Consider the following 14,639-nt stretch of genomic DNA (forward strand, 5'->3'; position numbering starts at 1 on the left):
CCTTCGGGCGGGGTGCGAACGGTTTCGTCTCAGGCTGGCTTCAGAGGCCCATCGAGAGTCGGGCGCTGGCCTTTTCGAAACGCTCCTTGAGGCCTGCGAGCTTGTCCGTGAAGGTGGCGAGCTCCGGTGCGTCGAACTCCTCGAAGATGAAGCTGAAGATCTGGAGCTGCTGAGCTTCCAACTCGGCGAACTGATCCGAGGTCTTGCTCGTCAGCGACATCAGGACCACCCGGGCATCGTTGGAGGCCGGCCGGCGCAGCATGAAGCCCTTCTTCTCGAGCAGCTTCGATTGCGTCGTGACGAAGGAGGGGTCGACGTGTAGCCGCTTGGCGGCCGCATTCACGGCGACACCCTCGCCCCGATCCAGCTCGGCGATCGCCATCAGAATCATCCATTGCGGACCGCTGATGCCGATTCTCTTGGCCCAGAAATACCGCAGCTCCTCCAGATGGACGTTGATCGTGGCGATCTCTCTGGCGAAGCGGATAATGGCGTCGCGATTCTTAGGCTGATGCTCGGCAGTTTGCGGTTGCGCGGCCGCTTCCACAGGTGCGGCAGAGGTATTGTTCAAGGGCGCCATTGCTCAAGAGTTCCAGGACGAAGCCAGACCCTAAAGAAAAAAAATCCGCAACAAAATCACTTATCTAGGAGGTCATCCCTGTTCGTCCTTGCGGTGCACAGCAAGCTGCCTCGGTGTTGCCCTCAAGACACATTTCGGCTTCATTCAATTACCTGACTGCATAAACTATTTTGCTTACCGAATGAGCGAAGGCATAGTTCCTGACGACGGTGGGGGGTTACTCGATCGTCCCGTGACAGGTGGTTCGCTTAAGTCCCTCGCGTGACGCGGGTGTGTCCGAGAGCGCGAAGCGGCTGAAGCGGTTTTTTCGGGAGCGGAGGAAGCGGATCGTCCTGGGGGATCTTGATCCGGTTCTTCTTCAAAAGAGCAACTTGGAGGTTTAAATGAAGACGGTTAAGAGCCTTGTCCTCGGCTCGGCGGCGGTGCTGCTCGCCATGTCCGCGGCTCAGGCGGCCGACCTTCCGATCAAGGCCAAAGCGGTCGAGTATGTGAAGGTTTGCTCCCTGTACGGTGCGGGCTTCTACTACATCCCCGGCACCGACACCTGCATCAAGCTCGGCGGCTATCTGCGCGGCGATGTTGCGGTCGGCACCAACAGCGACTTCAACGGCACGTTCAACGGCCAGGGCGGCGCGCACAACCGCCTCAGCAACTACTACACCACCCGCGCTCGTCAAGACATCAACATCGACACGCGCACGGCGACCGAGTACGGCGTGGTCCGTACCTTCGCCGACATCACCTTCAGCTGGACCTCCGGCGGCTACGCCGGCACGGGTTCGGCGACCGGTGCGACGTCGTACTCGACCGCAGGCGCTCCGGGCGCTCAGGCCGACGGCAACATCGCGCAGGGTTCGATCGGCGTGTACTATGCCTTCATCCAGTTCGCCGGCTTCACGATGGGTAAGGCCGTGTCGCAGTTCGACACGCCCTGGACCAACTATCCGGGCAACAACTTCGACGGTCTCGCCGGCGGCGGCGGCACGGTCACTGGCGTCAATCAGCTGAGCTACACCGCTGACTTCGGCTCCGGCATCACGGCCACCGTTTCGGCCCAGGATGCGACTGCCTACTACCAGAACAACCTCTGGAACGTGGCGGGCTCGACGGCGGCCGGCGTGATCGGTGGTGCCTACGGCACCAGCGCCTACGGCGGCAACGTTGCTCCGGACTTCGTCGGTATGGTCCGTGTCGACCAGGCCTGGGGTCTGTTCCAGGCGTCGTTCGCGGCGCATGACAACCACGTCGCCTACTACGGCGCGTCGGAGACCTCCGGCCACCCGGCTGACAAGTGGGGCTGGGCGGCTCAGCTGGCTCTGTCGATCAAGAACATCCCGACTGGACCGGGTGACACGATCAACATCCAGGGCGTCTACACCAACGGTGCGAGCCGCTACAACATCCAGAGCCTGATGCCGAACAACTACGCGATGTACGGCAGCTCCGGCCTGGCTGGCGCCTATCAGAGCATCGGCTTCGCTGGTCTCGGCGACTCGGTCTTCACGACCGGTGGCGAGCAGCAGCTGACCACGACCTACGGTATGCGCGGTGCGTACACCCACAACTGGAACCCCGCCTGGAACACTGCGATCTACGGATCCTGGGCTGCCGTCCGTTACAACGGTACTGCCAAGGGCCTGATCTGCACCAGCCCCGGCGTGGTTGCGACCTTCAACGCGGGTTCGACCTGTAATCCTGACTTCGATCTGGCCACCGTCGGCCTGATCACGCGCTGGACCCCGGTCAAGAACCTGACCTTCTCGGCCGACTTCGCCTACTCCTGGCTCGACCAGAAGCACTCGGGTTCGGTCACGGCTCCGGCCGCCGGTACCGTTGCCAAGCCGGCTGCGGTTTACGAGCTGAAGGACCAGACCTCGGCTGTGCTGCTGCTCCGCGCTCAGCGCAACTTCTGATCCAGATCGTCTGACGACGGTTTGACCAGCCCCCGGCAGGCAACTGCCGGGGGTTTTTCTTGGGCCGAACCACCGCTCCAATGGACTCACCAAGGTGAGCGTGGTGCATTCCGGTCCCGCCATGTCCTGCACGGGCATCACCTCCGTCGAACCACCTCCACCGGACGTGCCTGATGGCATCGTCGGGCTGCGCCGCTTTCTCCGACGACCATCGCCATCCAATTGCGCATTCGCGTCTGTCTGGTGACCGCTCGTCTCAAAGATGCGTGAAGGCGGCAGGCAGGCGGTTGGCGGCCGCGTGACCCGTTGGCGGCGAGATCGTCGATCGATCGCGAATCCAATCCGGACGAAATCGACCTTGATGAGTCGCGGCAGTGCCGCCCGGTGGCTCCCGATGTGTGGGCCGCCACAGTTTCCCGAATCCGCGACTCGTTCTCAAACTCGATCCGAGACCGTTGCGCTTCAGTCCTGCCATCCATCGGACGCAGACAAGGCGGCCCAGATCGCCGCCCACACATTGTTATAGGGCGCACGGTCGTATCGTGCGGTGCCCCCGCGTCGCCATAAGCATGGTCCGGCGCGTCACGAGAATGGTCCGATAAAACACAAAAAATGCCTCCGGATCGTTCCGAGTGCAACGCTATGCGCGGGCAGTGTGAAGTCGCTGGAGACGAGCCGACTCGCCGAGTGGGGACATTCGCCCCTGCTTCAGGGGTGGTCTGACGTGAGCAATTTGGAGGTTAGTATGATGACTGTGAGGAGCCTTGTTCTGGGCTCAGCGGCGGCGTTGCTCGCCATGAGTGGGGCTCAGGCAGCCGACCTTCCGATCAAGGCCAAAGCGGTCGAGTATGTGAGGGTCTGCTCGATGTACGGCGCGGGGTTCTTCTACATCCCGGGCACCGACACCTGCATCAAGCTCGGCGGTTATCTGCGTGCCGAGGCTGCGTTCGGCACGAATGCGATCTTCCAGAATGCCGTGAACGGCGTCGGCGGCGGGCGCAATCGTCTCAGCAACTACTACACGACGCGCTCGCGCGCGGACCTCAACATCGACACCCGCACCGCGACCGAATATGGCGTCGTGCGCACTTTCTTCGATGCCGCCTTCCAGTGGACCGGAGGCAGCTACGCCGGGACGGGTTCGCCGACCGGCGCGACGGCCTATTCGACGGCGGGCGCGCCCGGAGCGCAGGCCGACGGCAACATCGCGCAAGGCGGGATCGGCGTCTTCTTCGCCTTCATCCAGTTTGCCGGCTTCACGATCGGCAAGGCCGTGTCGCAGTTCGATGCGCCCTGGGCCAATTATCCCGGCAACAATTTCGATGGTCTGACCGGCGGCGGCGGCACCATTACCGGCGTCAACCAGCTCACCTACACCGCCGACTTCGGCTCGGGCATCACCGCGGCGATCTCGCTCCAGGATGCGACCCAGTACTCGCAGTCGCAGATCTGGAATACGGCGGGCCAGACCGCCGCCGGCGTGATCACCGGCGCCTACGGCACGTCGAATTTCGGCGGCAATGTCGCGCCCGACATCGTCGGCATGGTGCGCGTCGACCAGGCGTGGGGCCTGTTCCAGGCGTCCTTCGCGGCGCACGACAACCACGCCGGCTTCTTCGGCGCGAACGAGACCACCGGGCATCCGGCCGACAAATGGGGCTTTGCCGGTCAGCTCGCTCTCTCGGTCAAGAACATCCCGACCGGTCCTGGCGACACCATCAACGTCCAGGGCGTCTACACCAATGGCGCCAGCCGCTACAACTTCCAGAGCCTCGCGCCGATCAACTACGCGATGTATGGCGGCAGCAACATGGCCGGCGCTTATCAGAGCCTCGGCTTCGCCGGTGTGTCTGATTCGGTGTTCGGGGCGGGCACCCAGCAGCAGCTGACCACGACCTACGGCGTCCGCGGCGCCTTCACCCACAATTGGGACTCGTTCTGGAATACGGCGGTCTACGGCTCCTGGAGCGCCGTCAGGTACAACGCCACGGCGAAGGGCCTGATCTGCAACGGCGCGGGCATGGTCGCTCTCGGCATCGTCGGCGCGAACTGCAACCCGGACTTCAACATCTCGACGCTGGGTGTGATCACGCGCTGGACGCCGGTCAAGAATCTGACCTTCTCGGCGGATGTCGCCTGGACCCGGCTGGATCAGAAGTTTGCCGGCGTTGCCAATGCGCCTGCGGCTGCGGCGGTCGCCAAGCCGGCCACCACCTATCAGCTGAAGGACCAGGACTCGGTCTCGCTGCTGCTCCGCGCCCAGCGCAACTGGTGATGAAAGGCGAGTAGGGAAGAGGGAGTAGCGAATCGCCGTTGACTGGCCATTCACATCCAGTCTCGCTACTCGCTACTCGACCACCGCGCCGCGGCGCAGATCGGCCTCGATCTGCAGCCGCGAGCCGCCGCCGAAGCGAGCGCGATAGACCTGCAGATTTTCCATCACGCGCTGCACGTAATTGCGGGTCTCCGCGAACGGGATCAACTCGACCCAGTCGACCGCATCGACCTTGGGATCGCGTGGATCGCCGTAGCGCTCGACCCATTTCCTCACGCTGCCGCGGCCGGCATTGTAGGCTGCGAAGGTCATGATGTACGAGCCCCGATAATCCTCGAGCAGGCCGCCGAGCTCGGCGGCGCCGAGCTGGGCGTTGTAGACGGGATCGGTCTTCATCCGGTTGAGATCGAAGCTGACGCCGGCGCGCTTGCAAACGTAGCGCCCTGCGTCCGGTGTGACCTGCATCAGCCCGTAAGCCTGCGCCGGCGACACCACGGCCTGGTTGAAGGCGCTCTCCTGGCGCGCGATCGAGAAGATCACGCTCTGCTCGACCTCCGGTCCGATCGACCGGAACGCCGGAATGCCGCTGACCGGATAGGCGTAATGGTCGAACGGCAGTCCGCGATTGAGCGCGGCCTTGCCGACCAGCAGCATCGCCCGTGCGTCGCTGTTTCGGCCGGCGATCTCGGCCAGCCCCACCAGCACGTCCGGATCGCCATTGTCGCCCATGTCGGCGAACATCGGAATTGCGACCTCGCCCTCGTCGAGGTCATAGAGCAGCTGCACGGCGCGGACCACCTCAAGCCGTTCGACGCCGCGTCCGCGGCCGGTCGGCGCAGCGTTGAGGCCGAGCTGCGGCAGGCCGAGCTTGGCCCGCGCCAGCTGCCCGTAATAGCTCGTCGACTGCTCGGCCGCCGACGTGTAGGCCGCGCGCGCCTCCTGCATGCGGCCCATCGCCTCTGCGGCGCGGCCCTGCCAATAGCCGGCGCGGGCCAAGGTCGTCGGGTTGACGCTGCCGACGCCGATGCGGGCGAAGTGCTGGGCAGCCGTCGCCGGATCCTTCAGGAAACGCAGCGCGATCCAGCCGGCGGTGAACTCCTGCTCGGTCTTGTAGATGTCCCGGCTCGGCAGCGCGGCGTCGCGGGCGATCAGATAGGCGCTGCGGTACTCGCCGGTGTCGATCATCTTGCGCGCCAGCAGGCGGCGCTCGATCCACCATTCGTCCAGATTGTGCAGACGCCCGGGATCCCTCGGCGCGCTCAGCATCAGCTGCGCCGCATCCGTGAAATTCTCGTCCCGCCTGAGCAGCTGGATGCGGCTGAAGATGTAGCCGGGGTCGCCATGCAGCTCGCGCGGAACGGCGTCGAGCAGAGCGCGGCTGTTGGCGGCCTTGCGATAGGTCGCGATCCGCGCCTTGGCCAAGGCCAGGTGCCCTGAACCGAGCCGCCGTGCGGCGCGCAGCGCGGCCTCGTGCTCGCTGCCGTACAGCAGCGTGTCCATTCGCGCCTTGTGATCGCCGCCGGAGAGCAGCGCGCCGAACTGGTTGAGAATGTTGTTCTCGGTGTCCTCCGACATCGCATCGTTGCGCCAGGCTTCGCGCACCAGGCGCTCGGCATTGGCGCGGTCGCCGCGATTGAGCATGACGCGGGCCAGCGCGAAGCGGCCCTTGGCCGAGAGCGGCGATTCGTTCTCGAACCAGGACCACACCACGGCGTCGTCGCGCTTGTCGTCCCACAGCGCAGCCTCCAGGCGGCGGCGCAGGAAGCTCTGCGACGGCCAGCTCGGATTGGCGGTGATGAAGGCGCGATAGCGCTCGACGGTGGCGTTGTTGTTGTCGCTGCGCAGGATCACCCATTCGGCGAGCTTGCGCGCCACGGGATCCGAGATCGCCTGCTCGACCTGGGTGGCGTCCTCGGGCTTGCGCTTGCGCACCAGTTCGATAACGTTTTCGAGCGTGTCCTTGTCCGATTGCGAGGTCGCCGACGTCGCCGCAATCGCGGCCGGTGCGATCGGCTTGCGGGAGGCGGGCAGGGCGGCGTGCTGGCGCGGCGGCAGGCTCGGCGCCGCCGCAGCGCCCGGCGTGATGTCCCTGGGGCCGGTCCGCGGCGGCTCGGCGGAGGCCTTGGCGTGGGGCTTGGTGTCGGCCCTGGTGTCGGCCTTGGCCTCGGCGCGGGCGTCGGCCTTGCTCCTGGTTTCGGTGCTGTCTTTGGCAGCGGTGCTGGGCGCCGCGTGACGGACGATCGGCCGCGCCTTCGGCAGCGGAACCTTGTCCTTGGCCAGGGCGATGTCTCCGCCAAGCGCAAGCCCGAGCGTCAGGCTGGCGGCCAGGGACACCGAGAGAGACATCGACAGGGCGGTCGATCGCAATGCGGCGGCGCGGGCAGAAAAGGGCACGGCGTTCCTTTGCGGCGGATGACTTCGATCCGTGACGATCTTGGTCTATCGAAAAGGTGAACAAATACTAAATGTACGGGGGACGGTTGCAACCTGCGCCAACACCGCGGCGAAATCACGACCAAAGGACGGCGCTGCGGCCCTGCGACGCGGGACCGGTCGGTTCCCGACAGGCAATCAGGCGCGTTGCGGGGACGATGGCGTGGCGGCACGCGGCGGGCGGGCGCGGCGATTCGGCCGGCATGCATGCCTGTTGAGAAGGCAGCCGACGCCAGGGCGGGCCTTCCGCCCTGGGTCCAGACCCGGTATGAAGTGCGCTTCGCTCTGGGGCAACGCGCGTTTGGGAGGGAGTTTCATGGCAGCCAAGACGAATTTCCGAGGCTCTTTCACCGCCTTGGTGACCCCCTTCAAGAACGGTTCCGTGGACGAGGCGGCGTTCCGCAGCCTCGTGAACTGGCAGATCGACGAGGGCACCAACGGCCTGGTGCCGGTCGGCACGACGGGCGAGAGCCCGACGCTGAGCCATGACGAGCACAAGCGGGTGGTCGAGTGGTGCATCGCCGAGGCCAAGGGCAGGGTTCCCGTGGTGGCCGGCGCGGGCTCCAATTCGACCAAGGAGGCCGTCGAACTCGCCCAGCATGCCGAGAAGGCCGGGGCGGATGCGGTGCTGGTGGTGACGCCGTACTACAACAAGCCGACGCAGGAAGGCCTGTATCAGCATTTCAAGGCGATCAACGATGCGATCGGCATTCCGATCATCATCTACAACATCCCGCCGCGCTCGGTGATCGACATGTCCGTCGACACCATGAAGCGGCTGTATGATCTGAAGAACATCGCCGGGGTGAAGGACGCGACCGCCAGCATGGTGCGCGTGTCGCAGCAGCGCGCGGCGATGGGCGAGGATTTCAACCAGCTGTCGGGCGAGGACGCCACCATCATCGGCTACATGGCCCATGGCGGCCATGGCTGCATCTCGGTCACGTCGAACGTTGCGCCGCGGCTGTGCGCGGAGTTCCACAAGGCCTGGCAGAAGGGCGATATCGCCACCGCGCTGAAGATTCACGACAAGCTGATGCCGCTGCATACCAATCTGTTCATCGAATCCAATCCGGCGCCGGTGAAATACGCACTCTCGCTGCTCGGCAAGATCGAGGAGAAGCTGCGGCTGCCGATGGTGCCGGTTTCGGAGCCGACCCGGGTCGCGGTGCGCGATGCCATGGTTCACGCCGGATTGATCAACTGATCGAGCCGCTGGATCGCGCCCGAGAGTTTTCTTGCAAGTCTGAGGGGGATGCAGGCATGTTGAAGGAATTCCGCGAATTCGCCATGAAGGGCAACGTCGTCGACCTCGCGGTCGGCGTCATCATCGGTGCGGCGTTCGGCGCCATCGTCAACTCCCTGGTCGCCGATGTCATCATGCCGATCATCGGCGCGATCACCGGCGGCCTCGACTTCTCGAACTACTTCATCCCGCTGTCCAAGGCGGTCAATGCAACCAATCTGGCGGATGCGAAGAAGCAGGGCGCGGTGCTGGCCTATGGCAGCTTCCTGACGCTGACGCTCAACTTCTTCATCGTCGCCTTCGTGCTGTTCATGATCATCCGCGTGATGAACCGGGTGAAGCGGAAGCAGGAGGCGGCGCCGGCCGCTCCGGCCAAGCCCACAGCCGAGGTCGAGCTTCTGACCGAAATCAGGGATCTCCTGAAGAAAGCCTGACGTGGCCGACAAGAACGAGCCCAAGATCACGGTCGCCGCCGAGAACCGCAAGGCGCGGTTCAACTATGCGATCGAGGACACCATCGAGGCCGGCATCGCGCTGACCGGCACCGAGGTGAAGTCGGTCCGCAGCGGCAAGTCGACGATCGCGGAATCCTACGCGGATTCCCGCGACGGCGAGATCTGGCTGATCAATGCCAACATTCCCGAATATCTGCAGGCCAACCGCTTCAACCATGAGCCGAAGCGGCCGCGCAAGCTGCTGCTGCATCGCAAGCAGATCAACAAGCTGATGGGCGCGGTCGACCGCGAGGGCATGACGCTGATCCCGCTCAAGCTCTATTTCAACGAGCGCGGACGTGCCAAGCTGCTGCTCGCGGTGGCCAAGGGCAAGAAGCTGCACGACAAGCGCGAGAGCGAGAAGAAGCGCGATTGGGGGCGCGAGAAGGGCCGTCTGCTGCGGGCGCGCGGGTAACGCGGCTTTAGCCTTCGCCGCGCTCTCCTCAGGAGGACGCCCAGGCCAGGGAAGCGATCCGATGAATCAGAAGAACCTTTTGAACGTCGATTGGAGCCTCATTCCGGCTCCGACCGATGACGGTGCAGCCGATCATCTCGTCGGGATGACCATTCCGCCGCTCAGTCTGCGCGCGACCGACGACACGCTGGTGACGCTGTCGGATCTGGCGGGCCGTATTGTCGTGTTTGCCTATCCGCGCACGGGTGAGCCCGGCAAGGTGTCCCTGGTCGAGGATTGGGACATGATCCCGGGCGCGCGCGGATGCACGCCGCAAGCCTGCAGCTTCCGTGACCTGTTCGGCGAACTGAGGGCGGCGGGTGCCGCCCATGTGTTCGGCCTGTCGACGCAGAGCAATGCCTACCAGACCGAAATGGCCTCGCGCCTGCATCTGCCGTTTCCGGTGCTGTCGGACGACAAGCTCGCGTTGACCAACGCCCTGCGCCTGCCGACGATGGAGATCGCCGGACTGACCATGATCAAGCGTCTGGCGCTGATCATCGACGATGCGCGCATTGCGCATGTGTTCTATCCGGTGTTTCCGCCCGACCGCAACGCGGGCGACGTGCTGACGTGGCTGAAGGACAACCGCGTCGCCACCACTTGAATTCGGGCCGTTCGCCTTCGTCGCTTCGCTCGCAATGACGAAGGCTCGAGATTTCGCTGAGTGACTAATCCAGATCCGCCTTCACGCGTGCGAACACGGCGTGGAACATCTCGGTCGTGAGCACGCCGGTGTTCGTATTGTAGCGCGAGCAGTGATAGCTGTCGTACAGCCTGATCCCGCCGGCCTGATGCATGGCGCCGTGGGAGAAGGGGGCGGCTGCGGCGCGCAGGCCCAGCAGCTTCAGCAGCGTGTCATGCGAGATGCGGCCGAGCGCGACGATGCTGCGCAGGCGCGGCATCGCGGCGATGCTGGCGCCCAGGAAGCTGCGGCACTGGTTGATCTCGGCCGGCAGCGGCTTGTTCTGCGGCGGCACGCAGCGCACCGCGTTGCTGATGCGGCAATCGACCAAGGTCAGCCCGTCGTCGGGACGCGCCTCGAAGCGACCCCGGGCGAAGCCGTAGTGGAGCAGCGTGCCATAGAGCAGCTCGCCGGCATAGTCGCCCGTGAACGGTCGGCCGGTACGGTTTGCGCCCTGCAGTCCCGGCGCCAGGCCGACGATCAGGAGGCGTGCGCTCGCGTCCCCGAACGACGGCACGGGCGCATTGAACCATGACGGCTCGCGCGCCCGCTGGGTGTTGCGGAAATCGACGAGACGGGGGCACAGCGGACAGTCGCGGTCGGGATCGGTCGGATGGGCTGCCGAGAGATGGGAGTCCGAATCGGTCGTTCGGGCGCCGCGCTTGACCGTTCTAGTCCTCGAAATCGTCATCGTTGGACGTGGTGGTGGTCGTGGGCGTGCGAGCGGCCGGCGCGGTCGAACGCTGCAGGAATTGCGGCGAGTGGTGGCGCGGCTCGCGCGGGGCAGGGCGTTCGGACGGATCACGGCCGAGCTTGGACTGCAGTTCGACCAGGTCGGTGAAGACGTCGGCCTGGCGGCGCAGTTCGTCGGCGATCATCGGCGGCTGGCTTGAGATGGTCGAGATCACGGTGACGCGAACGCCGCGGCGCTGCATCGCCTCCACCAGGGAGCGGAAGTCGCCGTCGCCCGAGAACAGCACCATCTGGTCGATGTGCTCGGCGAGCTCCATGGCGTCGACGGCAAGCTCGATGTCCATGTTGCCCTTGACCTTGCGCCGGCCGCTGGCGTCGATGAATTCCTTGGTCGCCTTGGTGACGACCGTATAGCCGTTGTAGTCGAGCCAGTCGATCAGCGGGCGAATCGACGAGTACTCCTGATCCTCGATGATCGCCGTGTAATAGAACGCGCGAAGCAGTGTGCCGCGGCTCTGAAATTCCTTGAGCAGGCGCTTGTAGTCGATATCGAAGCCGAGCGTCTTGGCCGTTGCATATAGGTTGGCGCCGTCAATGAAGAGCGCAATCTTGTTGGTCGAAGATGACATTCAGTGTCTCGCGTTCAGTTAGATTCTATTTTTGGCGCGGCTCCACTCGGCCGCGCATTCCATTTCAAGATACTGCCAAGGTGTTGGCGGTCCGTCTGGTGTGAGGTTACCGCAAACAGGAGTGATCGGGGCAACAAAGGCGCAGTTGTGACGACGTAATGAAGCGTTTTCTTGTCCAAGGCCCGAATTCTGCGGGTCCGGACGGAGCGCCAGTCAAGGTTGCCGAAATCGGTACTCCTTGCACCTTGCCGGACCCTGACGCCAGTTTGGCCTTGCGAAAACCGGCCAGTCTCTATACCTAGCCCAGCATAATCAGCATATTAAGCACACAAAGGACCGGAGCGACAATGGCGCGCGTCACTGTGGAAGATTGTATTGATAAGGTCGACAACCGGTTCGACCTGGTCCTCCTGGCCGCGCATCGCGCGCGCATGATCTCGTCTGGATCACAACTTACAATTGACAGAGATAATGACAAGAATCCCGTTGTGGCACTCCGGGAAATTGCGGATTCGACCATTTCTCCCGAGGATCTGAAGGAAGAACTGGTGCATTCGCTGCAGAAGTTCGTCGAAGTGGACGAACCGGAGCCGGATACGGTGCCGTTGATCGGTTCGGCCGGTGCGAGCGTCGATGCCGACGACACCGAGGTCGCGGTCGAGCGCATGACCGAGGAAGAGCTGCTGAAGGGCCTCGAGGGGCTCGCTCCACCGGAAGAGCAGCCGGAAGAGGACGAGTGACGACGCGACCAGGTTCGCGCGGGCACCGATTAACTTGTGAGAATGTGAAGGCCCGGACCTCGTCCGGGCCTTTGCATTTGAACGTGATTCCGTGATTACCTCAGGGGCGCGGCGGGCGCCCGCGATCCGGCGGATTCGGTCACGAAGATAAAGGTTTAGTCATTTTCCATGGTGGTTGCAGGCCACACTCCTCAGCAGATGCAGGCGGCGGCCGAAACGGCCGCGTTGGCGCCTCCGCCGCCGGTCGAGCGGCCGCGTCCGCAGAAGCCGCGCTCGCGCATGATGCGGCAATACGATCTGGTGGAGCGGGTCCGCTCCTACAATCCAGATACTAACGAGGATCTCCTCAACCGGGCGTATGTGTACGCGATGAAGGCGCATGGGTCGCAAACCCGCGCGTCAGGCGACCCGTATTTCACCCATCCGCTCGAGGTCGCGGCCATTTTGACCGACCTCAAGCTCGATGATGCCACCATCGTCGCCGCGCTGCTTCACGACACGATCGAGGACACCGAGGCGACCCGGGCCGAGATCGACCGCTTCTTCGGGCCGGAGATCGGTGCGCTGGTCGAGGGTCTGACCAAGCTGAAGCGCCTGGAGCTCGTCTCGCGCGAAGCCAAGCAGGCCGAGAACCTGCGCAAGCTGCTGCTGGCGATCGCCGACGACGTGCGTGTATTGCTGGTGAAACTCGCGGATCGCTTGCACAACATGCGCACCCTCGAGTTCGTGCCCGAGGCCTCGCGCCGGCGCATTGCCGAGGAGACCCTCGACATCTATGCGCCGCTTGCCGGGCGCATGGGCATGCAGGAGATGCGCGAGGAGCTCGAGGATCTGTCGTTCCAATCGCTGGATCCCCAGGCCTACAGCGTCGTGAAGCAGCGGCTCGATGCCCTGGCGGATCGCAACCGCAACCTGATCGGCGAAATCGAGAGCCAGCTCGCGCGCAAGTTTCGCGATCATGGCCTGACCGCCCGCGTGTTCGGCCGTCGCAAGCGCCCATTCTCGATCTGGACCAAGATGGAGCGCAAATCGATCGGGTTCGAGCAGCTGTCCGACATCTTCGGATTTCGCGTCATCATGCCGGACCTGGAGTCCTGCTACCGCGCGCTCGGTATCGTGCATACGACGTGGCCGGTCGTGCCGGGCCGCTTCAAGGATTACATCTCGACCCCGAAGCAGAACGACTACCGCTCGATACACACGACCGTGATCGGTCCAGGCAAGCAGCGCGTCGAGCTGCAGATCCGCACCGAGGACATGGACCAGATCGCCGAGCTCGGCATCGCCGCCCATGCCTTCTACAAGGACGACATCGGCTCGCCGACGGAGCGGCTCAAGCGCGAATCGAACGCCTTCGCCTGGCTGCGCCACACCATCGGCATCCTCTCGGAGAGCGCCAATCCCGAGGAATTTCTCGAACACACCAAGCTCGAGCTGTTTCACGATCAGGTGTTCTGCTTCACTCCGAAGGGCAAGCTGATCGCGCTGCCGCGCCACGCAAACGTGATCGATTTCGCCTATGCCGTCCACACCGATGTCGGCAACAGCGCGGTCGGCTGCAAGATCAACGGCAAGTTCGCCGCGCTCTCCTCGGAGCTGCAGAATGGCGACGAGGTCGAGGTGCTGACCTCGGATGCGCAGTCGGCGCCGCCATCGGCCTGGGAGACGCTGGCCATCACCGGCAAGGCGCGGGCCGCGATCCGTCGCGCCACCCGCACCGCCGTGCGCGATCAGTATGCCGGTCTCGGCCGCCGCATCGTCGAACGCCTGTTCGAGCGCACCAAGCTCGAATATGCCGACGACAAGCTCAAGGGCGCGCTGCCGCGCCTGGCGCGCGCCTCGATCGAGGACGTGATGGCCGCGGTCGGCCGCGGTGAGATCAAGGCGTCCGACGTCGCCCGGGCCATGTATCCGGACTACAAGGAAGAGCGCGTCGTCCGCTACGGCGCGAAGAAGACGGCTGCGCCGGCCAGCGTGCCGAAGGCCGCGGCGGCGCCAACGGCGGAGCCCCATCGCGGTCCGTTCGCGATCCCGATCAGCGGGCTGAATTCCGGCCTGCCGGTGAAGTTCGCGCCCAATGGCGGCGCCGTGCCGGGCGATCGCATCGTCGGCATCGTGACGCCGGGCGAGGGGATCACGATCTATCCGATCCAATCGCCGGCGCTGAAGGATTTCGAGGACGAGCCGGAGCGCTGGCTCGATGTCCGCTGGGACGTCGACGAGACCACGCCGCAGCGTTTCCCGGCGCGCATCCGGGTCGAGAACGTCAACGAGCCCGGCAGCCTCGCCCAGGTCGCGACCGTCATCGCCGAGCATGACGGCAACATCGACAACATCAGCATGAGCCGGCGCTCGCCTGATTTCACCGAGCTGACGATCGACCTCGAGGTCTACGACCTCAAGCATCTCTCCGCCATCATCAACCAGCTGCGCGCCAAGACCATCGTCGCCAGGGTCGACCGGGTGAATGGCTAATCTGCGGGTTTGACCGCAGCGT

Annotated in this window: 12 protein-coding genes; 8 read left to right on the plus strand and 4 right to left on the minus strand. The window is 64.5% G+C overall.

Going from position 1 to position 14,639, the window contains the following annotated elements; genetic code table 11:
- Nucleotides 1–40 precede the first annotated feature (40 nt).
- Complete coding sequence (locus HL666_RS23420; protein ID WP_172114024.1) at nucleotides 41–580, minus strand: MarR family winged helix-turn-helix transcriptional regulator; 540 nt, start codon at nucleotides 578–580, stop codon at nucleotides 41–43.
- A gap of 383 nt (nucleotides 581–963) precedes the next feature.
- Here HL666_RS23420 and HL666_RS23425 point away from each other — a divergent pair, with 383 nt between their 5' ends.
- Both HL666_RS23425 and HL666_RS23430 read left to right on the plus strand, forming a co-directional pair.
- Nucleotides 964–2,493 (plus strand): porin, encoded by a 1,530-nt coding sequence (locus HL666_RS23425; protein WP_172114025.1) that lies wholly within the window; start codon nucleotides 964–966, stop codon nucleotides 2,491–2,493.
- Between the two features lie 745 nt (nucleotides 2,494–3,238).
- On the plus strand, nucleotides 3,239–4,768 hold the full coding sequence (locus HL666_RS23430) for a porin (protein ID WP_172114026.1): 1,530 nt from the start codon (nucleotides 3,239–3,241) through the stop codon (nucleotides 4,766–4,768).
- A 72-nt stretch (nucleotides 4,769–4,840) separates the two neighbouring features.
- Here HL666_RS23430 and HL666_RS23435 read toward each other — a convergent pair whose 3' ends face one another.
- A complete protein-coding gene (locus HL666_RS23435; protein WP_172183963.1) occupies nucleotides 4,841–7,114 on the minus strand; it encodes a lytic transglycosylase domain-containing protein in 2,274 nt (757 codons plus the stop codon).
- A gap of 403 nt (nucleotides 7,115–7,517) precedes the next feature.
- Between HL666_RS23435 and dapA the strand changes: the two genes are divergently transcribed.
- The 4 genes from dapA to HL666_RS23455 all read left to right on the plus strand — a co-directional run bounded on the left by dapA (nucleotide 7,518) and on the right by HL666_RS23455 (nucleotide 10,002).
- Nucleotides 7,518–8,408, plus strand: a complete 891-nt coding sequence (gene dapA, locus HL666_RS23440) for a 4-hydroxy-tetrahydrodipicolinate synthase (RefSeq protein ID WP_172183869.1) — start codon at nucleotides 7,518–7,520, stop codon at nucleotides 8,406–8,408.
- Nucleotides 8,409–8,464: 56 nt separating this feature from the next.
- Entirely contained in the window at nucleotides 8,465–8,881 is a 417-nt protein-coding gene (mscL, locus tag HL666_RS23445) for a large conductance mechanosensitive channel protein MscL (RefSeq protein ID WP_172114028.1), read from the plus strand.
- A gap of 1 nt (nucleotide 8,882) precedes the next feature.
- A complete protein-coding gene (gene smpB / locus HL666_RS23450) occupies nucleotides 8,883–9,356 on the plus strand; it encodes an SsrA-binding protein SmpB (protein ID WP_015666386.1) in 474 nt (157 codons plus the stop codon).
- Nucleotides 9,357–9,417: 61 nt separating this feature from the next.
- The gene (locus tag HL666_RS23455) at nucleotides 9,418–10,002 is read left to right on the plus strand and encodes a peroxiredoxin (protein WP_172114029.1); all 585 of its coding nucleotides are present in this window, start codon (nucleotides 9,418–9,420) and stop codon (nucleotides 10,000–10,002) included.
- A 64-nt stretch (nucleotides 10,003–10,066) separates the two neighbouring features.
- Here HL666_RS23455 and HL666_RS23460 read toward each other — a convergent pair whose 3' ends face one another.
- The gene (locus HL666_RS23460) at nucleotides 10,067–10,771 is read right to left on the minus strand and encodes a uracil-DNA glycosylase (protein WP_172183871.1); all 705 of its coding nucleotides are present in this window, start codon (nucleotides 10,769–10,771) and stop codon (nucleotides 10,067–10,069) included.
- A complete protein-coding gene (locus HL666_RS23465) occupies nucleotides 10,752–11,402 on the minus strand; it encodes a LabA-like NYN domain-containing protein (protein WP_172114031.1) in 651 nt (216 codons plus the stop codon). The genes HL666_RS23460 and HL666_RS23465 overlap by 20 nt, the downstream gene beginning before the upstream one ends.
- A 347-nt stretch (nucleotides 11,403–11,749) precedes the next feature.
- Here HL666_RS23465 and rpoZ point away from each other — a divergent pair, with 347 nt between their 5' ends.
- Complete coding sequence (rpoZ, locus tag HL666_RS23470) at nucleotides 11,750–12,142, plus strand: DNA-directed RNA polymerase subunit omega (protein WP_006612728.1); 393 nt, start codon at nucleotides 11,750–11,752, stop codon at nucleotides 12,140–12,142.
- A 168-nt stretch (nucleotides 12,143–12,310) separates the two neighbouring features.
- Nucleotides 12,311–14,617, plus strand: a complete 2,307-nt coding sequence (locus HL666_RS23475) for a RelA/SpoT family protein (protein WP_172183873.1) — start codon at nucleotides 12,311–12,313, stop codon at nucleotides 14,615–14,617.
- Nucleotides 14,618–14,639: the final 22 nt, after the last annotated feature.

Source organism: Bradyrhizobium aeschynomenes (assembly GCF_013178945.1).
In the GTDB taxonomy this organism is placed as follows: domain Bacteria; phylum Pseudomonadota; class Alphaproteobacteria; order Rhizobiales; family Xanthobacteraceae; genus Bradyrhizobium; species Bradyrhizobium aeschynomenes.